Origin of the sequence: Sphingobium sp. B8D3B (genome assembly GCF_025961875.1) — a bacterium.
In the GTDB taxonomy this organism is placed as follows: domain Bacteria; phylum Pseudomonadota; class Alphaproteobacteria; order Sphingomonadales; family Sphingomonadaceae; genus Sphingobium.
Genome location: NZ_JAOQON010000001.1, coordinates 1,278,076 through 1,296,698, shown reverse-complemented (window position 1 = coordinate 1,296,698; position 18,623 = coordinate 1,278,076). Strand labels below are relative to the sequence as shown.

Annotated in this window: 15 protein-coding genes; 10 read left to right on the top strand and 5 right to left on the bottom strand. The window is 65.1% G+C overall.

Features of this window, described 5'->3' with window-relative positions; all coding sequences use genetic code 11:
- The first annotated feature begins 65 nt into the window (after positions 1-65).
- Together aspS and M2343_RS06025 are read left to right on the top strand one after the other, a co-directional pair.
- Positions 66-1,847: an aspartate--tRNA ligase gene (gene aspS, locus M2343_RS06030; RefSeq protein ID WP_264575966.1), complete on the top strand. Its 1,782-nt coding sequence runs from the start codon at positions 66-68 to the stop codon at positions 1,845-1,847.
- A 53-nt stretch (positions 1,848-1,900) separates the two neighbouring features.
- Positions 1,901-2,686 (top strand): polyphosphate kinase 2 family protein, encoded by a 786-nt coding sequence (locus M2343_RS06025; protein ID WP_264575965.1) that lies wholly within the window; start codon positions 1,901-1,903, stop codon positions 2,684-2,686.
- A gap of 5 nt (positions 2,687-2,691) precedes the next feature.
- Here M2343_RS06025 and M2343_RS06020 read toward each other — a convergent pair whose 3' ends face one another.
- The 5 genes from M2343_RS06020 to M2343_RS06000 are packed head-to-tail and all read right to left on the bottom strand — an operon-like array spanning position 2,692 to position 6,517.
- Positions 2,692-3,189 carry an N-acetyltransferase gene (locus M2343_RS06020; RefSeq protein WP_319799391.1) on the bottom strand — a complete coding sequence of 166 codons (498 nt, stop codon included), beginning with the start codon at positions 3,187-3,189 and terminating at the stop codon, positions 2,692-2,694.
- 9 nt (positions 3,190-3,198) lie between these two features.
- A complete protein-coding gene (locus M2343_RS06015; protein ID WP_264575964.1) occupies positions 3,199-3,849 on the bottom strand; it encodes a hypothetical protein in 651 nt (216 codons plus the stop codon).
- A complete protein-coding gene (greB, locus tag M2343_RS06010; protein ID WP_264575963.1) occupies positions 3,846-4,334 on the bottom strand; it encodes a transcription elongation factor GreB in 489 nt (162 codons plus the stop codon). The genes M2343_RS06015 and greB overlap by 4 nt, the downstream gene beginning before the upstream one ends.
- Positions 4,331-4,510 (bottom strand): hypothetical protein, encoded by a 180-nt coding sequence (locus tag M2343_RS06005; protein ID WP_181559439.1) that lies wholly within the window; start codon positions 4,508-4,510, stop codon positions 4,331-4,333. The genes greB and M2343_RS06005 overlap by 4 nt, the downstream gene beginning before the upstream one ends.
- Positions 4,511-4,564: 54 nt before the next feature.
- A complete protein-coding gene (locus M2343_RS06000) occupies positions 4,565-6,517 on the bottom strand; it encodes a lytic transglycosylase domain-containing protein (protein ID WP_264575962.1) in 1,953 nt (650 codons plus the stop codon).
- 147 nt (positions 6,518-6,664) lie between these two features.
- On the opposite strand from M2343_RS06000, the gene dapA reads away from it, so the two are divergent.
- From dapA to alaS, 8 genes are all read left to right on the top strand, one after another.
- Complete coding sequence (dapA, locus tag M2343_RS05995) at positions 6,665-7,543, top strand: 4-hydroxy-tetrahydrodipicolinate synthase (RefSeq protein ID WP_181559441.1); 879 nt, start codon at positions 6,665-6,667, stop codon at positions 7,541-7,543.
- A 46-nt stretch (positions 7,544-7,589) separates the two neighbouring features.
- The gene (smpB, locus tag M2343_RS05990) at positions 7,590-8,072 is read left to right on the top strand and encodes an SsrA-binding protein SmpB (RefSeq protein WP_264570111.1); all 483 of its coding nucleotides are present in this window, start codon (positions 7,590-7,592) and stop codon (positions 8,070-8,072) included.
- On the top strand, positions 8,072-8,680 hold the full coding sequence (locus tag M2343_RS05985; RefSeq protein ID WP_264575961.1) for a DUF2062 domain-containing protein: 609 nt from the start codon (positions 8,072-8,074) through the stop codon (positions 8,678-8,680). Before smpB ends, M2343_RS05985 begins: the two co-directional genes overlap by 1 nt.
- Positions 8,677-11,118 (top strand): response regulator, encoded by a 2,442-nt coding sequence (locus M2343_RS05980; protein ID WP_413716010.1) that lies wholly within the window; start codon positions 8,677-8,679, stop codon positions 11,116-11,118. Before M2343_RS05985 ends, M2343_RS05980 begins: the two co-directional genes overlap by 4 nt.
- A 107-nt stretch (positions 11,119-11,225) precedes the next feature.
- Positions 11,226-12,407, top strand: a complete 1,182-nt coding sequence (locus M2343_RS05975) for an HlyD family secretion protein (RefSeq protein ID WP_264575960.1) — start codon at positions 11,226-11,228, stop codon at positions 12,405-12,407.
- Between the two features lie 5 nt (positions 12,408-12,412).
- Positions 12,413-14,587, top strand: coding sequence for a glycosyltransferase (locus tag M2343_RS05970; RefSeq protein WP_264575959.1), 2,175 nt, complete (start codon positions 12,413-12,415; stop codon positions 14,585-14,587).
- A 108-nt stretch (positions 14,588-14,695) separates the two neighbouring features.
- Positions 14,696-15,775: a recombinase RecA gene (recA, locus tag M2343_RS05965; protein WP_181559446.1), complete on the top strand. Its 1,080-nt coding sequence runs from the start codon at positions 14,696-14,698 to the stop codon at positions 15,773-15,775.
- A 188-nt stretch (positions 15,776-15,963) separates the two neighbouring features.
- Positions 15,964-18,618: an alanine--tRNA ligase gene (gene alaS, locus M2343_RS05960; protein WP_264575958.1), complete on the top strand. Its 2,655-nt coding sequence runs from the start codon at positions 15,964-15,966 to the stop codon at positions 18,616-18,618.
- Positions 18,619-18,623 lie beyond the last annotated feature (5 nt).

The following is an 18,623-nucleotide window of genomic DNA, read 5'->3' as shown; positions in this document are numbered from 1 at the left end:
GTCGTCTTTGTCATCCAATTGGCGCCCTCGCAATGAGGCGCGTGAAAATAAAAGGCCGTTAGACCATGCACGCCTATCGCACGCACACCTGCGGGGAGCTCCGCGCCGCCAATGCCGGCGAGACTGTTCGGCTGTCCGGCTGGGTCCACCGCAAGCGCGATCATGGCGATCTGGTGTTCATCGACCTGCGCGACCATTACGGCATGGTGCAGATCGTCACCGAGGTCAGCGGCCCGGTGTTCGACGTGATCGAGAGTCTGAAGGCTGAGAGCGTCGTCACCATCACCGGCAAGGTCGTGGCGCGCGCCAAGGAAGCCGTGAACCCGAGCTTGCCGACTGGCGAGGTCGAGGTGCGGGCGGCGGAGGCCGTCGTGCTCTCCGCCGCGCAGGAGCTGCCGCTCCCGGTCGCCGGCGAGCAGGAATATCCCGAGGATATCCGCCTGCGCTATCGCTTCCTCGATCTGCGCCGCGAGACGTTGCACGCCAACATCGTCAAGCGCACAAAGATCATCTCGGATATGCGCCGCCGCATGGAAGGCGCGGGCTTTACCGAATATTCGACCCCCATCCTCACGGCGTCTTCGCCGGAAGGCGCGCGCGACTTCCTCGTGCCCAGCCGCATTCATGCCGGCAAGTTCTACGCGCTGCCGCAAGCACCGCAGCAGTATAAGCAGTTGCTGATGGTCGCGGGCTTCGATCGCTATTTCCAGATCGCGCCCTGTTTCCGCGATGAAGACCCGCGTGCCGACCGCCTGCCGGGCGAGTTCTACCAGCTCGATCTGGAAATGAGCTTCGTCACGCAGGAAGATGTGTGGAACACCATGGAGCCGGTGATCGCGCAGGTGTTCGAGACCTTCGCCGACGGCAAGCCGGTCACCCCGGCCGGAAGCTTCCCGCGAATTCCCTATGCCGAAGCCATGCTGAAATATGGCAGCGACAAGCCGGACCTGCGTAACCCGATCATCATCACCGATGTGACCGATCATTTCGTCGGATCGGGCTTTGGCATCTTCGCGAGCATCGTCGAGAGCGGCGGCGTCATCCGCGCCATTCCGGCGCCGGGTGCTGGCGCTGGCAGCCGCAAGTTCTTCGATGAGATGAACAACTGGTCGCGCTCGGAAGGTTTCTCGGGCCTTGGCTATATCAACATCAAGGATGGCGAGCCTGGTGGTCCCATCGCAAAGAATCACGGCCCGGAGGCCACCGCCAAGCTGATCGAAGCGCTCGGCCTTGGTCCCAATGATGGCGTGTTCTTCGCTGCCGGCAAGGAGGCGCAGGCCGCCAAGCTCGCTGGTCTTGCCCGCATCCGCACAGGCGAGCAGCTTGACCTGATCGACAAGGACCGCTTCGACCTGTGCTGGATCGTGGACTTCCCGTTCTACGAATATGACGAGGACTCCAAGAGCCTCGACTTCGCGCACAACCCCTTCTCCATGCCGCAGGGCGGGATGGAGGCGCTGGACGGGCCCGATCCGCTGTCGATCAAGGCCTTCCAGTATGACATGGTGTGCAACGGCTTCGAGATCGCGTCCGGCTCGATCCGCAACCAGTCGCCCGAGCTGATGGTCAAGGCCTTCGAGAAGGTGGGCCTGAGCAAGCAGGATGTGGAGGATCGCTTCGGCGGCCTCTACCGTGCTTTCCAATATGGCGCGCCGCCGCACGGTGGCATGGCCGCTGGCGTGGACCGCATCGTGATGTTGCTCTGCGGCGCGGTGAATTTGCGCGAGATCACGCTGTTCCCGATGAACCAGCGCGCCGAGGATCTGCTCATGGGCGCGCCCTCCCATGCGGAACTCAAGCAACTGCGCGAGTTGCACATCCGCGTCGTCGAGCCGCAAAAGAGCTGAGCGCCAAAGAGCTGAACTCTCGACAATGGCTGGCCGCACGATAGGGTGCGGCCATGACCATCAAGCTCTCCGATTACGAAAAAGGCGCCGATTTCGACGGCGACTTCGACAAGGCCTTGATCAAGCTCCAGAAGCGGCTGGAGAAGATCCAGGTCGCCCACATCATCCACAAGCGCCGCAGCGTGGTGATGCTGGAAGGGTGGGATGCCGCCGGCAAGGGCGGCATCATCAAACGAATGACGTCGCTGCTCGATCCGCGCTATTTCCGGGTCTGGCCCATCGGCGCGCCGACAGCGGAGGAGCTGGGGCGCCACTTCCTCTGGCGCTTCTGGACGAAACTGCCGGAAGACAGGCACATCGCGATCTTCGACCGGAGCTGGTACGGGCGCGTGCTGGTCGAGCGGGTGGAGGGCTTCTGCACAAAAGCCGAGTGGAAGCGCGGCTATGACGAGATCAATGCGTTCGAGGCCCAGCAGATCGACAGCGGCACCGCGATCGTGAAGCTGTTCGTCCACATCACGCAGAAGGAGCAGGACAAGCAGCTTGCCCAGCGGCTGGACGATCCCTTCAAGCGCTGGAAGACGGGCACGGAGGATTATCGCAATCGCGACAAGCGGGCGGATTATCTCGATGCCATCAAGGACATGTTCGCCAAGACCGACACCAAGCAGGCGCCCTGGCACGTGATCGATGGCAATGATCGCAAGGCTGCGCGGATCGCGGCGCTCACGTGCATCGCCGACCGGCTGGAAAAGCATGTCTCGATGGAGATGCCGGACGTCGATCCCGCCGTCGTGAAACTGGCGCATGAGGCGTTCGGCTATCAGCCGGAGGAGTGAGCGGCTCAGGCCTGATCCATGAGGCTGCGGTACATCACGAGCGCATCGACATAACCGTGAACCGGATGGTGGAACGCGCCGGGAAGCGCCCCGACCACGCTAAATCCCATATGCTGCCATAGGCGCACGGCGCGGATGTTCGTGGAAATCACCAGGTTAAACTGCATTGCGCGGAACCCCTGCGCGCGGGCCGTCTGCAGCGAGTGGCGGCACAGCGCCTGCGCGATGCCTTTCCCACGCTGGTCGGCCTGGACGATATATCCGGCATTGGCGACATGGGCGGCCGGGCCGGTCGAATTTGCGCGCAAGGTGTAGCTGCCGACGATGCCGGCGTCGGATGTCGCGACGAACACCTGCTTGTCCGGCGCGGTCCAGTAGGCGTGGGCACCCGCCTCATCCAGATCGCGGGCGAGGGGAAAGGTCGCGCCCTCGCGGATGACCGGCTCGAAAACGGTCCAGATGCCCCGCCAGTCGGCGGCCGAGGCGGGGCGGATGTTCATCATGCGGGGCGCTCAATCCCGTGCGGCAGGGGCGTAGCGCATCGTGCCGTCGCGCCAGTGGAGAACCAGCCCGTCGTCCTCGCGAGTCACCAGCGTATCGCGGAAAGCGGCAACGCCCATGTCATTGGGGGTGAGGATGATGTGGACGCGAAGATGCTCCTGCGCGGGCAGCGGGATCACCTCGGATTTGGTGCCGAAAAACACTTCGGAGACTTGAATCGAGCGCGGACGGCGCTCGCCCAGATCGCGGGTCCAGCCGTCGCTTTGGGTGTAGTCGGCGATGGTGTTGCCATCGTCGAGGGTGAGCTCAAAATCGACGGCGGGTACGCTCGCTCCATTGGGCCAGGTGACCAGCAGGGTGAACGCCTCGTTTCCGTTGCTGGCTACATCGGCGAGCGCAAAGGCTGCCGGCTTGGGGGTCGGCTCGGTGGTGAGGCGCAGGGTGCCGTCATCCCCGCATTCCCAGCGGCCGGCGGCCGATTCATCGACAGCGCCTGCGGTGAACATGTAGCGGAAGCGACCATCCGGGCCGATCTCCAGCGCCGATGCTGCATCCGGCCCGGCATCGGCCATGAACAGCCCGGTCGGGCAATCTGCAGCCCATGTCCCCGACGCCGAGCCGGCCAGCAGCGCAATCCCCAGCAAGGCCGCTCGCATGATCATTGCGGATAGCTGATGGTGAGGATTTCCCATTCCTTGCTGCCTCCGGGCAGGTCGACGCGGCGCAGGTCGCCCACGGCAGCTCCTCTCAGGGCGCGCGCCAGCGGCGTATCCCAGCCGATCCGAGCGGCGCCGGCATCCGCCTCGTCATTGCCGACGATGGTAACGCTGCGGTGATTGTCCTCCTCATCGACGAGCGTGACCGTCGCGCCGAAGAAGGTGCGGCTCTTGTCCGGCTGCTGCGCGGGTTCGACGATCTTGGCGAGCTTCATCCGCTGCGCCAGCCATTTCAGGCGTCGGTCGATCTCCCGCATCCGCTTGCGGCCATAGAGATAGTCGCCATTCTCGCTGCGATCGCCATTGCCGGCGGCCCAGCTGACGATCTCCACGATCTTGGGCCGTTCTTCCCCGAGAAGCTGGTCATATTCGGCGCGCAGCGCGGCAAAACCGCCCGGCGTGATGTAGTTCGGCCGAGGCAGCGCGCTCATTTGCCCCGGCGTTTCGGCCGCTTGCTGGCATACATCAGGGCCGCGGCGAGCGCTGCCGATCCGATGCCGACACCGGCCCAGAAGGCCTTGGTCCCGCGCTTCTCGTCGGTCTCGGCGTCGGCAGGGCCGGAAATGGACGTCGATGCGGGCGCGGAACTCGTCTCTCTTTCAGTCATGATCTCTATTCTGTTCTGGGTCGAAAGGTCGGATTAGCTGGATGCGGGCGGTCCTCAGCCGGGCAGGGACTTGCCCAGGAAGCGGCTGAGCGGCGCCAAGTCAGCGGTGCTCTGCACGGGGCTCAGCATGTCATAGATCACTGCATTCTCCAGCACGCGCTGCACATAATTGCGCGTTTCGAAAATGGGAATGTCCTCGATCCACTGGACCATGTCCACGCCGGGCAGACGCGGGTCGCCGTTGGATTGCAGCCAGCGGTTCACCCGGCCCATGCCGCCATTATAGGCGGCGATAGCGAGCGGGTAGCTGCCGTTGTAATAGCGCAGCAGCTGCTGGAAATAGGCGCTGCCGAGCTGCACGTTATAGTTGGGATCATAGAGCGAGCTTTGGTTGAAGCTCATCCCGATCTTGCCCGCGACTTCGCGTGCGGTCGAGGGCAGCAGCTGCATCAGGCCATGGGCATTGGCGTGGGAGACGATGGCCCGGTCGAACTGGCTTTCCTGCCGGGTGATCGCGTGGATCATCGTCCAATTGGAGCGGTCGCTCAGCGGCACGTTCATGCGGGGGAAGCTGTAGTCGGGCGCGGCGCTCAGGCCATTGCGCCCGGCGCTGCGCGCGGCCATCACACCCAGATCCGGGCGGCCGAGGACTTGCGCCAGTTCGCCGGCAAGCGCCAGCTCCGTGTCCGTCTGCGCATTGTCGGCAATGGCGCGGATGAACAGCGACTGGTCGCGCGTCTGGCCGTTGCGCCCGAGCAGGCTGGCAGCGCGCACGACCGGTCGCGCCATGAATGCGGCGCGCTCGCTGGCGCTGGGGCGCACGGCACTGGCCAGCGCATCGGGATTGACGCGGCGCTTGAGGCGCTCGAGCGCGAGCTGGCCATAATATTGATCGGGATAGCTGCCGGCCTTCTCGAAATGCGCGGTCGCCTGCGACTGGCGACCAGCGGCCAGCGCGGCGCGCCCGGCCCAATAATGGCCCTTGGAGCTGGTCTGGCCGGATTTGGCACCATTGGCATAGCGGTCGAACATCGCCTCGGCATCGGCAGGGCGGTTCAGCTTGTTGAGCGCGATCATGCCGGCCAGCCATGTCAGGCTGGTATAATCATCGCGCACGCCCAGTGACTGCGCGCTGATGTCGGTCCCGCGGGGGAAGGCATCGTCGACTTTGGAGGCAATGGCAAAGGCGGTGCTGAACTGATTGTCATTGTTCGCCGCGCGGGCCTGCGCCAGCAGCACCTCATACCATTTTTCCGGGTCGGTCGGGCGCTGCATCAGCGCCGTGCGGTTTCCGAGCAGGCTGCGCGCCGCAGCAAGGTCGCCATTGTCGGTCTGCCAGCGTGCCTTGTCGGCCAGATAGCCGGCGTCGAGCATCCCCACGGGATCGGCCGGACCCATGAGGGCCGCAGCATTGGGCGATTTGCGCTGGAAGGCGATCCGCGCGGCGACAACCGCCTGGCGGGTCACCGGCACGGAGGCGAGCAGCCGTTCGGCGATCTCCGGGCGGCGTTGCCACAAAGCTGAATCCGCGCGCCGCAAATGATCTTCCGGTGTGAGGGCGGATGCGAACTGCATCCGCAGCCGGTCCTCCCATTTGGCGTCCATGGCGCCAGACGCCCAAGCGTCCCGCGCCATTTTCTGCGCCTCGCTTTGCTTGCCCATCCGCGCCAGCGTCAGCGCATGAATGGCCTTGGCCTGAGCGGAGCGTGCCGGATATTTCGCGAAGAAGGCGAGAATGACCGACGGCTCGTTGACGTCCGCATCCACCCGGCGCTCGGCATAGGAGCGCAGCTTGGATTCCTCGGGCCAGCCGGGATTGGCGAGCAGGAAGTTGGCGTAGACCGAGAAATCGTGGCTGTCTCTGGAGGCAATGCGGCGCCAGTTTTCAATCGCGTCGCGGGTGCGCGCTTCGTCATTGGCACCAGCGGAGAGGCGCTCCTGAACGGCCTGCCAGGTGACGGTCGGCGTGCTTTGCGAGGACGAAGCGGTCGTCGCTGCCGAGGCCATGGCCGCAACAAGAACGACAGCAGATAAGCGAAGGTCTTTTCCCATGGGAAGCATTATGGCAGAGCCTCGATGATCGAACGGTGAACGGGCGCGTGCATTTGCCCCACTATGCCTGTCCGAGCGCGCGCTTTGAAGGAGTTTTTTCATATGTTTTCCGGCTCGATTCCGGCACTGATCACCCCGTTCCGTAATGACAGGCTGGATGAGGACGCATTCCGCAGCTTCGTGGACTGGCAAATCGAGGAGGGATCGAGCGCCCTCGTGCCGTGCGGAACGACCGGTGAAAGCGCCACGATGACCATCGAGGAGCATAATCGCGTTGTGCGCATCTGCGTCGAGCAGGCGGCCGGGCGCGTGCCGGTGATTGCCGGCGCTGGCTCCAACGATACCCGGATAGCGCTGGAACATATGTTCGCCGCGCAGGCCGCCGGCGCCGATGCCGCGCTTGTCGTCGCGCCCTATTACAACAAGCCGAGCCAGGAGGGGCTGTACCAGCATTTCGCCTATCTGGCCTCGCGCTGCGATCTGCCCATCGTGCTCTACAATATTCCGGGCCGCTCCATCGTGGATATCGGCGTGCCGGTGTTGCACCGGCTGGTCGAGGAATTTCCGAGCATCGTGGGCCTTAAGGATGCGACCGGGAACATCGGCCGCGTGACCGCCCAGCGCCTCGCCTGCGGGGCGGACTGGTGCCAGCTGTCCGGCAATGACGAAACGGCGCTGGCGTTCAACGCCATGGGCGGCCGGGGCTGCATTTCGGTGACGGCCAACGTCGCGCCGCGCTTGTGCGCCGATTTCCAGAATGCCTGCCTTGAGGATCGCTGGAAGGATGCGCTGGCGTTGCAGGACCGGCTCTATCCGCTTCACGATGCGCTCTTCACCGATTCTTCACCGGGGCCCATCAAATATGCGCTCTCGCGGGTGCGACCGGAGATGCCGTGCGAGCTGCGGCTGCCGATAACATGGCCATCAGGTGCCTCGCGTGCGACGGTAGACCGCGCTCTTGAGATCGCGGGGCTGGTTTAGGCCGGTCACATCGCCTAAATCTGGCGCTCATTACAGAAAGATTCCAATGGCTCGCCCGCGCCCCGCGACATTCAACAAGGTCAAGACCGTGGCCGAGAACCGGCGCGCCCGTTTCGATTACGCGATTGAGGACGTTTACGAAGCGGGCATCATGCTGCGCGGGACCGAGGTCAAATCGCTGCGCTTTGGCGATGGCTCGATCACCGAGAGCTATGCCGAGGTGAAGGACGACGAGATCTGGCTGATCAACAGCAACATCCCCGAGTTCAGCCACGGCAACCGCTTCAATCATGAGCCCAAGCGCCCCCGCAAGCTGCTGCTGCGCGAGCGAGAGATTGCCAAGCTGCACGGTGCCGTCGCCCGGCAGGGCATGACGCTGGTGCCGTTGAGCGTCTATTTCAATGAGCGCGGCAAGGCGAAGGTCGAGCTGGCGCTGGCCAAGGGCAAGAACGTCCGCGACAAGCGCGAGACCGCCAAGGAGCGCGACTGGAAGCGCGAACAGGGCCGCATCATGCGGGAGCGGGGCTGATGCCCAAGCGCCGGCTGATCAAGGCCTTTCGCGCGTCCATGCCCAGCCGGGAGAGCCTGGCGGAGAACCGGTTCGTCAAGCCGGTGGCGCATCGCGTGCTGGCCCCGGAGCTTTGGCGCTTCACCCGCAGGTCCGTGCCGCGCGGCGTGGCCCTGGGTTTGCTCGTCGGCATCTTCCTGCTGATCCCCGGGCTACAGATTGCCGGCGCGGCGCTGCTGGCGCTGCCATTCCGCGCGAATGTGCCGCTGGCCGCCGCGATGACCTTCCTGTCCAATCCCGCGACGACGCCCTTCATCCTCGCCGCATCCTATTATGTCGGCGCAACCATGTTGGGGCGCTCCGGCGATGTCAGTCAGGTGATGGCACTTATTCATCACGAGGCCGGGTTGGCGGAATGGACGGCTTGGCTGCTGTCCTCGACGGCGCCGGTGCTGCTGTTCGGCCTTTTCGTCGTGTCGGTCGTCTCGGCCGCAATCGGCTATTTCGTATCCTCCTGGCTGTGGAAGAGTCGCATCGGGCGGAAATGGCGTGGGCGTCAGGCGGGGCGCTCGGAAACCGCTGAGACCGGAGGCGACGGGATTTTGCCGCTGGGAGGGCAGATTTCGTGAGCGATGGGGGAGCGAATGCGCGCAATGGCGATTTGCTCAATCGGACGGCAAATCAACCGCGCTTCCCCCTGCTGCTGCTCGTCGCTCTGGTCGCGCTGCTGGCGGGCGCGCCGCTGTTATGGCTGTTCGGCGATCCCGCTGTGGGCGCCGTGTTCGGGGCGTCCGTGCTCGCGGTATCCGCGCTGCTCTGGGTGACGCAGCGCAGCCTCGCGCCGGTCGTGCCGGCTACGCCTGCAGACCCGGACTGGACGCTGATCCGCGCGGCGGCAAATGCAGCCGGTTGCGCCATCGCCCTGACCGACCGGACGGGCCGCATGGTGTGCGCCAACGATCATTATGGCGACTGGTTCGGTGGCTATCCCGCGCCGGCCGAGATCGACATTTCCCCGAGCGATCTGAACCGCGTGGCGCAGGCCGGGCAGGCAGCTTGGCGCGAGGGCGAAATCACCGTGCGTGGCATCTTGCGCGGCAGCCTCCATCTCGATCTGCAGGTCACGCGCACCGGGCGGGCGGATGACTATCTGCTCTGGCGGTTCGAGAGCGTCCAGCAGGCCAGCATTGTCGATGATTTCGGCCGCGTCGTGGCTGGCGAGGCGGGCGAGCGCCTGTCCGATTCCGGCGTGATGTGCGTGATGATTGGCGGGGAAGGGCGCATCCGTGCGGCCAATCCCGCCTTCATCCTGCGCGCGACCGGGCGTGCGGACAGCATCATCGAAGGTCGCGACTTCGCGGGCTATATGCGCGTCGACGCCGAGGGCCGCATCTTCTTCGCGCAGGAAGAAAAGCAGGCGGTGCCGATCCGCATGATCCAGGTGCCACTGCGCCCGGACGATCCCTCCGGCCAGATCGTGCTGGTCATGGTGGATGAGAGCGTGTCGGCGGTGGAGGGCATTTCCAGCCTCGCTTATGTCGAAGCCCTGCTCTCGCTGCTGCCCTTCGGCCTTGGCATGGCCGACCGGGAAGGGCGGCTGCTGTTCTTCAACAAGGCCTTTGGTCGCGCTGCGGGCATCCCGCCGGGCGAGAAGCCGAGCTATCCGGGCGATATCGTGGTGGTGGAGGATCGCGCTGCCGTGGCCGACACTATCCGGCGCTTTGCCAATGGCCCGCAAATGTCCGGCGACATGCAGGTCGGCCTGCTCGGCGCGCCGGACGAGCCGGTGTCCCTGAGCCTTGCAGGGGTGAGGGGGCTGGGCGAGGCCGCGGTGCTGCTGAGCCTCAAGGACAATAGCGAGGAATCGCGCCTCAAGCGGCAGGTGGCGCAGCAGACCAAGATGCAGGCGGTCGGCCAGCTAGCCGGCGGCGTGGCGCACGACTTCAACAATATTCTGACCGCGATCATCGGCCATTGCGATCTGATGCTGATGCGCCACACGCCCGGCGATAGCGACTATGACGACATCCAGCAGGTCAAGGCCAACTCCAACCGCGCAGCCTCGCTCACGCGGCAGCTTCTCGCCTTCTCGCGCCAGCAGACCTTGCGCCCGCAAGTGCTGCAATTGCCCGATGTCGTGTCCGAGGTCTCCAGCCTGCTCAAGCGGCTGCTCGGCGAGAACATCCGGCTGGAGGTCTTCCACGGCCGCAATCTCGGCCATGTCCGCGCCGACCCTGGCCAGCTTGAGCAGGTCATCGTCAATCTGGTGGTGAACGCGCGCGACGCGATGCCGGAAGGCGGCACGGTGACCGTCCGCACCTTCCCGGTCTCCGCCGCCGATGTGCGCGAGATGAAGAACGAGATCATGCCCATCGGCGACTATACGGGCCTCAGCATCTCGGACACCGGCACCGGCATCCCGCCCGAGGTGCTGGGCAAGATCTTCGAACCCTTCTTCACCACGAAGTCGGTCGGCAAGGGCACCGGGCTCGGGCTCTCGACCGTCTACGGCATCGTCAAGCAGTCCAACGGGTTCATCTTCTCCGATTCGACCGTGGGGCAGGGCACCACATTCAACATCTATCTGCCGGTACACGCGGTCGCCTCGGAAGGCATGTCTTCGCCCGTGGCCCCGCGCAAGGCGGCGGTCAGCGAGACATGGGGCACCGGCACCATCCTGCTGGTCGAGGATGAGGACATGGTGCGCAACGTCGCCGAGCGTGCGCTGGCCCGGCAGGGTTACACGGTCGTCACCGCGTCCGATGGCGAGCAGGGTCTGGCGCGGCTTGCCGAAGCCGAGCGGATCGATCTGCTGATTTCCGACGTGGTGATGCCGGGGATGGATGGCCCGACCATGGTCCGCCATGTCCGGGAGAGCCATCCTGACATCCCGGTGCTGTTCATGTCGGGCTATGCCGAGGAGCAGCTTCGCAAGTCCATCGACATCGAGAATGTGGCTTTCCTGCCCAAGCCCTTCTCGGTCTCCCAACTCGCCGAGGCCGCGCGCGATGTGCTGGCGAGCGCCCGCCAGGGCGATCCGCAGGATGATGCGACCGCCCGCGCATAACACGGTCCAGCCGTGCTTCGGCTAACGATATCGTAACCACGCCACTGCTAGTCCCGCTCCGTGGGCGCCGGGCAGACGCCCGGTATCTTTCAGGGGTGGTGGTATTCATGAGTCGCGTTGAAACGATCCTGCGGGCGCGCAGCACGCGCATTGCGCTGGCGGTAGCCTTGCTGAGTACGGGCGCCATTGGCTTTGCGCCTTATGTGTTCAACGATGTGTCGACGCAGGCGGCGGTGAACGCGCCGATCATCCGCCTGACCGCGGCGGCGGACGGAACAGTGGCGGCGCTGCCCGCCGATGGCCAGTATTTCATGAAGCCGACGCCCGTGCATCTGCTCGATCTCTCGCAGGACACCGGCGAGGTCGCGGAACTCAAGGCCCGGGCCGAAATTGCCCTCGCGCAGATCGATCTCGCCAAGCGCCAGCTCGGGGAGCTGACCGCGCAGGAGGTCCGGCTGGGGCGCCGCGCCACGGTGTTCTCCGACGCCACGACGGCGCGCCTATCCGAGGATCAATCTGCCGCTGGCGCTGCCTTGTCCGGTTGCCAGGCCGAGCGGACGGAGCTTCGCGCAAGCCTCGCCCGAGCGCGCCAGCTCTCCGAGCAGGGCTTCATGTCTGCCTCCGGCGTGGAAAAGGCCAGCGCCGTGCTCGCCGCGAAGGACAGCGAGTGCAGCGGCCTTGGGGCCAAGATCCAGTCCATCGGCATTGCCCGCAACGCCGCGCGCGCCGGGGTGTTTCTGGGCGACAGCTATAACGACGCGCCCTATGCCGTGCAGCAGGCAGACAGGGTGGTGCTCCAGCGCCAGACCATCGAGAAGATGCTCACCGACGCCAATGCCGAATATACCCAGACGCAGCTCCGGTTGAAGGATGCGCAGGCCCGCGCCAATTATGTCGCGCCGGCGGGCACGCTGGTCTGGGCGACCACCGCCAGTTCCGGCACCTCCATTCGTGCGGGTGAACCGGTGGTCGATCTGGTCGATTGCCGCCGTCGCTTCGTGCAGGTGGCCTTGCCCGAGCGCAAGGCGGAGGTGATCCACGCTGGCTCGCCCGCGAACATCCGGATGATCGGCGCGAGCGAGTGGATGAAGGGCCGGGTCATCGCGATCACCGGCGCTGCCGGTCGCCGACAGGAAGGCCTGCTCGCCGCCTCGACCTATTCCCTGCCGGAAGCGCGCGAGATCATCGTCGATGTTGCGCTGCCCGAGCAGGTGCCGGCCAAGGCCGACGCCGCGCGCAAATGCGATGTCGGGCGTCTGGCCGAGGTGCGGTTCAGCCGCAGCCTCTAAGCCCTATGACCGACGTCGCTTTCACGGCGCCCTGGGCCTCGCTGGCGCTGGTGCTGGGCGCCTTCGTCATATTCGGCGGGCTATGGCCGTCGCGCGTCGGCATCGTGGCGACGATTGCCGCGGCTATCGTCAATTATCTGCACTGGCGGATTTTTAGCACAATTCCCTGGGGCGGCAGCTTCAGCGAGCTTTGGTGGCCGGTCTCCTGCCTGATCGTGGAGGTGCTGGCGCTGTTCGATGCCAGCATTCTTCTGGCGATTCTCTCGCGCCCGACGGACCGCTCGGCTGAAGCCGACGCGGGGGAAGCCCGCCTGCGGGCTTCATGGGCGGAGAATGCCGATCTTCTGCCCCCCGTGGACGTGTTCATCGCGACCTATAATGAGCCGCGCGAGGTGCTGGAGAAGACGATTCTCGGCTGTCTCGCGATGGATTGGCCGGAGGCGCGCGTTTGGGTGCTGGATGACGGGCGCCGTCCCTGGGTGCAGGATATGTGCCTCGCCAAGGGCGCCGGGTACATCACGCGGCCGGACAACAAGGGCGCCAAGGCCGGCAATATCAACCATGGCCTCACCCAGACGAATGCGCCGTTCGTCGCCGTGTTCGATGCCGACTTCGTGCCCCAGCGCGATTTCCTCATCCGCACCATGGGCTTTTTCGAGAATGAGAAGATCGGGATCGTCCAGATCCCGCACAGCTTCTACAATCACGATCCCATGCAGACCAATCTCGGCCTGCAACAGGCCATGCCGGACGATCAGCGCTTCTTCTTTGAGGCGATCATGCCGGGCCGCGATGGCTGGGATGCCTCCTTCTGCTGCGGTTCCAACTCGGTGACGCGCCGGGCGATCTTCGACGAGATCGGCGGCGGCCTGCCCGAGGGCTCGATCACCGAGGATATGCTGCTGACCCTCGCCAGCCTGCGCAAAGGCTACATCACGCGCTATCTCAACGAGCCGCTCGCCTACGGGCTGGCGCCGGAGAGCACCGCTGCCTTCTTCGTGCAGCGCCAGCGCTGGGCGCAGGGCGCGATCCAGATTCTCTATCTCAACCATGGGCCGCTGGGCGGCGCGCTGAAGCTGCGCTATCGGCTGCTGTTCCTCCCCTCCGCCTGGGTGACGCAGGGCCTGCAATCGGTCTTCACGATCCTCGCGCCGATTCTGTTCGCGCTGTTCAATCTGGCGCCGATGGTCGGAGTCGATCTGCCGGGCATTATCTTCTTCCTTCTGCCGATGATCGTCGCGCTGCTGGGTGGCATCAGCATGCTGGCGCCGGGCCGCTATTATCCGCTCGCGGCGCAGATCCTGTCCGTCTTCCAGACGTTCCGCATCCTGCCCGCTGCGCTCAAGACGCTGATCGCGCCGAAGGGACTGACCTTCAAGGTGACGCCCAAGGGCTCCGGCTCCAAGGGCGGCAAGCGCGGGCCGGGCGATTATGTGCTGTTCGCGTCGCTCACCCTCATGGCGGCGAGTCTGGCCAGCCTCGCCATCAACATGCTGCCCGATTATCGCATCGTCACGCAGGATGGCCTGCTGCCGGTCGTGGCCTTCTGGCTGGCGTTCAACATGGTGATGCTGCTCCTGGTGGCGATGATGTGCCTGGAGAAGCCGCGCGTGCGGGGCGAGGAGCGCTTCGACCTGCGCCAGACAGTGACGCTGATCGGCGACAACGGGCAGATGCTCAGCGCCTCAAGGGGGGATATCTCCATCTCCGGCATTGGCCTGCATCTCGATGCACCGAGCGGCTTCGCGGTGGGTGAAAGGGTGCAGATCGTGCTGCCCGACGTCGGCATCTTGCGCGGGGAGGTGCGCTATTCGGCGCGCCGGATCGGCATCCTGTTCGATTTTCATTCCGAGGAAATCCGCGACCGGCTGATTGTGTCGCTGTTCACCAACGGTATGAACGTGAATGCGCAGCGTCCCTCAGCACTGGCTGTCGCTGGCGCAATTGTCCGGCGGCTCTGGTCAGCGGACCTCAGCATCCGAGCCCAGGCCGCATCCGCGCCGGAAGCTCCGGAGGTGCCGGTCGAGAAGCTCAGCGCCGCAACGCGCTGCATCGCGCCCGGCAAGCGGCCGGATTTGCGCGGTCCGGTACTGCTGACGGCGGAGGAGGGGGCTTCCCTCGCCGCTGCCAAGGTTGCGGTCGTGCCGGTCCCGGCGGAAGGTCCGCGCCGGGTCGCCTGACCTGCGTTCTTAAATTTCGTTCCCCTCTTGTTCCATAAGAACAAATAGGATACATGGCTCTTGTGACTTTCGGTTCACGAGGATTTGACTTCCATGGGGAGCAGGCACATGACGGCGAGCTTGAAGCTTATCGACGGCGAGAAGAACGTGGGAACCATGGAACGGCAGAAAGCACTCGAAGCAGCACTGGCGCAGATCGATCGCGCCTTCGGCAAGGGCTCGGCGATGAAGCTGGGCTCAAAGGAGGCAATGCAGGTCGAGGCGATTTCCACCGGCAGCCTGGGCCTTGATATCGCGCTCGGCGTCGGAGGCCTGCCGCGCGGTCGCGTGATCGAGGTCTATGGCCCGGAAAGCTCGGGCAAGACCACGCTGGCGCTCCATGTGATCGCCGAGGCGCAGAAGACGGGCGGCACGGCAGCCTTTATCGACGCCGAACATGCGCTCGATCCGGTCTATGCTCGCAAGCTGGGCGTGAACATCGATGAGTTGATCGTCTCGCAGCCGGATACCGGCGAGCAGGCCCTGGAGATCACCGATACGCTGGTGCGCTCCAACGCCATCGACGTGCTGGTCGTCGATTCGGTCGCGGCGCTGGTGCCTCGCGCCGAGATCGAGGGTGAGATGGGCGATAGCCATGTCGGCCTGCAGGCGCGCCTCATGTCGCAATCGCTGCGCAAGCTGACCGGCTCGATCAGCCGCTCGCGCTGCATGGTGATCTTCATCAACCAGCTGCGCATGAAGATCGGCGTGATGTACGGCAATCCGGAGACGACCACGGGCGGCAATGCCTTGAAGTTCTACGCCTCTGTTCGTCTCGACATTCGCCGGACCGGTCAGATCAAGGATCGTGACGATATCGTCGGCAACGCCACGCGCGTGAAGGTGGTCAAGAACAAGGTCGCGCCGCCGTTCAAGCAGGTCGAGTTCGACATCATGTACGGCGAAGGCATTTCCAAGGTCGGTGAGATTCTGGACCTGGGCGTCAAGGCCGGCGTGGTCGAGAAGTCGGGCGCGTGGTTCTCCTATGATTCCGTGCGGATCGGGCAGGGACGTGAGAACGCCAAGAACTTCCTGCGTGAAAATCCCGAGATGATGGACAAGCTGGAGCGCACCATCCGCGCGCGCACCGAGGCTGTGGCCGAGGGCATGATGACCGGGCCGGACAGTGACGAGGCAAGCGAGGATTGATCTTTTTGGGAACCTGATCGTGCACAAACGCGGTCAGGTCGTCGTCTGCGGTGGCGTCGCATGAGGGATGCGCTGTGCAGTTCGAGCGATCGTGAAGCTGCGCTTGCGACTGGCGATCGGATTTTGGTCGCGATTTTCCGTTCACTCACCGCTTGTCGGCGGCTGCGGCTTCCCCTAATCGCTCGTCCATGACGTCGACCAACGATATCCGCCGCGCGTTCCTCGATTATTTCGGGGCCAATGGTCATGAGATCGTGCCTTCCGCGCCGCTCGTGCCCAATAACGATCCCACGCTCATGTTCGTGAACGCCGGCATGGTGCCGTTCAAGAATGTGTTCACCGGACTTGAGAGCCGCCCCTATAAGACGGCGACCTCGTCTCAGAAGTGCGTGCGGGCGGGCGGCAAGCACAACGATCTCGATAATGTCGGCTATACCGCGCGGCACCTCACCTTCTTCGAGATGCTCGGCAATTTCTCGTTCGGCGATTATTTCAAGGAACGCGCCATCGAGCTGGCATGGACGTTCGTCACGCGCGAACTCGGCCTGCCTAAGGACCGGCTGCTGGTCACGGTCTATCACACCGATGACGAAGCCTTCGGTTACTGGAAGAAGATCGGCCTGCCGGACGAGCGCATCATTCGCATCGCGACCAAGGACAATTTCTGGTCGATGGGCGATGATGGCCCATGCGGCCCCTGTTCCGAGATCTTCTACGATCATGGTCCGGACGTTCCCGGCGGCCCTCCGGGCTCGCCCGACGAGGATGGCGATAGGTTCGTTGAGATCTGGAATCTCGTCTTCATGCAGTTCGAGCAGTTGGGCGGCGAAATCGTCGGCGATTTGCCGCGTCCGTCCATCGACACCGGCATGGGCCTCGAACGCGCGGCCACGGTCATCCAGGGCGTCCACAGGGTCTTCGATACCGACCAGTTCCGGGCACTGATCGATCTGTCCGCCGCGCTCACCAAGACGTCGGCAAAAGGCGAGCAGGCCGCCAGCCACCGCGTCATCGCCGATCATCTGCGTTCGGCGGGATTCCTGATTGCCGATGGCGTGCTGCCAGCCAATGAGGGCCGCGGCTATGTGCTGCGCCGGATCATGCGCCGCGCCATGCGCCATGCGCATCTGCTCGGTGCCGCCGAGCCGCTGATGCACCGCCTGGTTGGCGGTCTGAGCGCGGAAATGGGCGCGGCTTTCCCCGAATTGATCCGCGCCCAGCCGCTGATCGAGGAAACGCTGCTGCGCGAGGAAACCCGCTTCCGGCAGACGCTGGACAAGGGTCTCAAGCTGCTGGACGAAGCCGTGGCCGGTCTGCCGACGGGCGCGACGCTGCCCGGCGACACGGCGTTCAAGCTCTATGACACCTACGGCTTCCCTTACGATCTGACCGAAGACGCGCTGCGCGCCCAGGGCCTCACCGTCGACCGCTCCGGCTTCGACGCGGCCATGGCTGCCCAAAAGGCCGCCGCGCGCGCCGCTTGGAAAGGCTCTGGCCAGAAGGCATCGGAAGACGTCTGGTTCGATATTGCCGAGAGCGAAGGCTCGACCGAGTTCACCGGCTATCTGAGCGAAGCCGGTGAGGGTCGCGTCGTCGCGCTGGTCAGGGATGGCGCCCGTGTCGAGCAGGCGCAGGCTGGCGAGAGCGTGACCATCGTCACCAATCAGACGCCCTTTTATGGTGAGAGCGGCGGCCAGGCAGGCGATACCGGTCGGATCAGCAAGTCAGATGGGCTGTCCGCGACCGTCTCGGACACCGCCAAGCCCCTGGGCCGTCTTCACGCCCATCAGGCGAGCATCGAGGCCGGGCGAATCGCCATTGGCGATATCGTCCACATGGAGGTCGATGCCGCCCGCCGCGCGCGCGTGCGCGCCAATCACAGCGCCACGCACCTGTTGCACGCCGCGCTCCGCAAGACGCTCGGCCCGCATGTGACCCAGAAGGGCAGCCTCGTCGCAGAAGACCGGCTGCGCTTCGACTTCTCGCATCCCGAGGCGCTCGCGCCGGCGCAGATCGCGCGGGTCGAGGCCGATGTGAACGCGCAAATTCGCGGCAATGCTGAGGTCAGCACGCGGCTCATGTCGCCGGACGACGCGATTGCCGCCGGCGCCATGGCTCTGTTCGGCGAGAAATATGGCGACGAAGTGCGCGTGCTCTCCATGGGCACGGGCGACGAGGGCACCTATTCGGTCGAGCTGTGCGGCGGCACCCATGTGCGCGCGCTGGGCGACATCGCGCTCTTCAAGATCGTCGGCGAAAGCGCGGTTGCCAGTGGTGTCCGCCGGATCGAGGCGCTGACCGGGGAGGCCGCGCGCCTGTGGCTCACGCAGCGCGACGAGCAATTGCGCGCCATCGCCACGACTTTGCGGACGACGCCCGAGGACGCGACGGCCCGCGTGGCCGCGCTGGCCGAACAGAGCCGCAAACTGGAGCGCGAGTTGGCCGAGGCCAAGAAGGCGCTCGCGCTGGCTGGCGCATCGGGCGGCGGCGCTTCGGCTGAGGCTGCGCCCGAGATCGTCAATGGCTACAAGGTGCTCGCCCAGCAGTTCGATGGACTCGACCCCAAGGGACTGCGCGGTCTGGTGGATGACGCCAAGGGCCGGCTTGCCAGCGGCATCGCCGTTGTCATCGCGGTGAATGACGGGCGCGCGAGCATCGCGGCCGGCGTGACCGACGATCTGACCGGCACGTTCAGCGCTGTCGATCTGGTTCGTCTCGGCGTGGCTGCGCTGGGCGGGCAGGGTGGCGGCGGTCGCCCGGATATGGCGCAAGGTGGCGGTCCGGACGGTGCGGCTGCACCGGCGGCGATCGAGGCGATCAAGGCGCGCATCGCGCAGGGCTGAAACGG

Bases quoted from the DNA above. Each gene is read 5' to 3' on its own strand.
- aspS (WP_264575966.1), top strand. From the start codon at position 66: ATGCACGCCTATCGCACGCACACCTGCGGGGAGCTCCGCGCCGCCAAT.
- M2343_RS06025 (WP_264575965.1), top strand. From the start codon at position 1,901: ATGACCATCAAGCTCTCCGATTACGAAAAAGGCGCCGATTTCGACGGC.
- M2343_RS06020 (WP_319799391.1), bottom strand. From the start codon at position 3,189: ATGATGAACATCCGCCCCGCCTCGGCCGCCGACTGGCGGGGCATCTGG.
- M2343_RS06015 (WP_264575964.1), bottom strand. From the start codon at position 3,849: ATGATCATGCGAGCGGCCTTGCTGGGGATTGCGCTGCTGGCCGGCTCG.
- greB (WP_264575963.1), bottom strand. From the start codon at position 4,334: ATGAGCGCGCTGCCTCGGCCGAACTACATCACGCCGGGCGGTTTTGCC.
- M2343_RS06005 (WP_181559439.1), bottom strand. From the start codon at position 4,510: ATGACTGAAAGAGAGACGAGTTCCGCGCCCGCATCGACGTCCATTTCC.
- M2343_RS06000 (WP_264575962.1), bottom strand. From the start codon at position 6,517: ATGGCCTCGGCAGCGACGACCGCTTCGTCCTCGCAAAGCACGCCGACC.
- dapA (WP_181559441.1), top strand. From the start codon at position 6,665: ATGTTTTCCGGCTCGATTCCGGCACTGATCACCCCGTTCCGTAATGAC.
- smpB (WP_264570111.1), top strand. From the start codon at position 7,590: ATGGCTCGCCCGCGCCCCGCGACATTCAACAAGGTCAAGACCGTGGCC.
- M2343_RS05985 (WP_264575961.1), top strand. From the start codon at position 8,072: ATGCCCAAGCGCCGGCTGATCAAGGCCTTTCGCGCGTCCATGCCCAGC.
- M2343_RS05975 (WP_264575960.1), top strand. From the start codon at position 11,226: ATGAGTCGCGTTGAAACGATCCTGCGGGCGCGCAGCACGCGCATTGCG.
- M2343_RS05970 (WP_264575959.1), top strand. From the start codon at position 12,413: ATGACCGACGTCGCTTTCACGGCGCCCTGGGCCTCGCTGGCGCTGGTG.
- recA (WP_181559446.1), top strand. From the start codon at position 14,696: ATGACGGCGAGCTTGAAGCTTATCGACGGCGAGAAGAACGTGGGAACC.
- alaS (WP_264575958.1), top strand. From the start codon at position 15,964: ATGACGTCGACCAACGATATCCGCCGCGCGTTCCTCGATTATTTCGGG.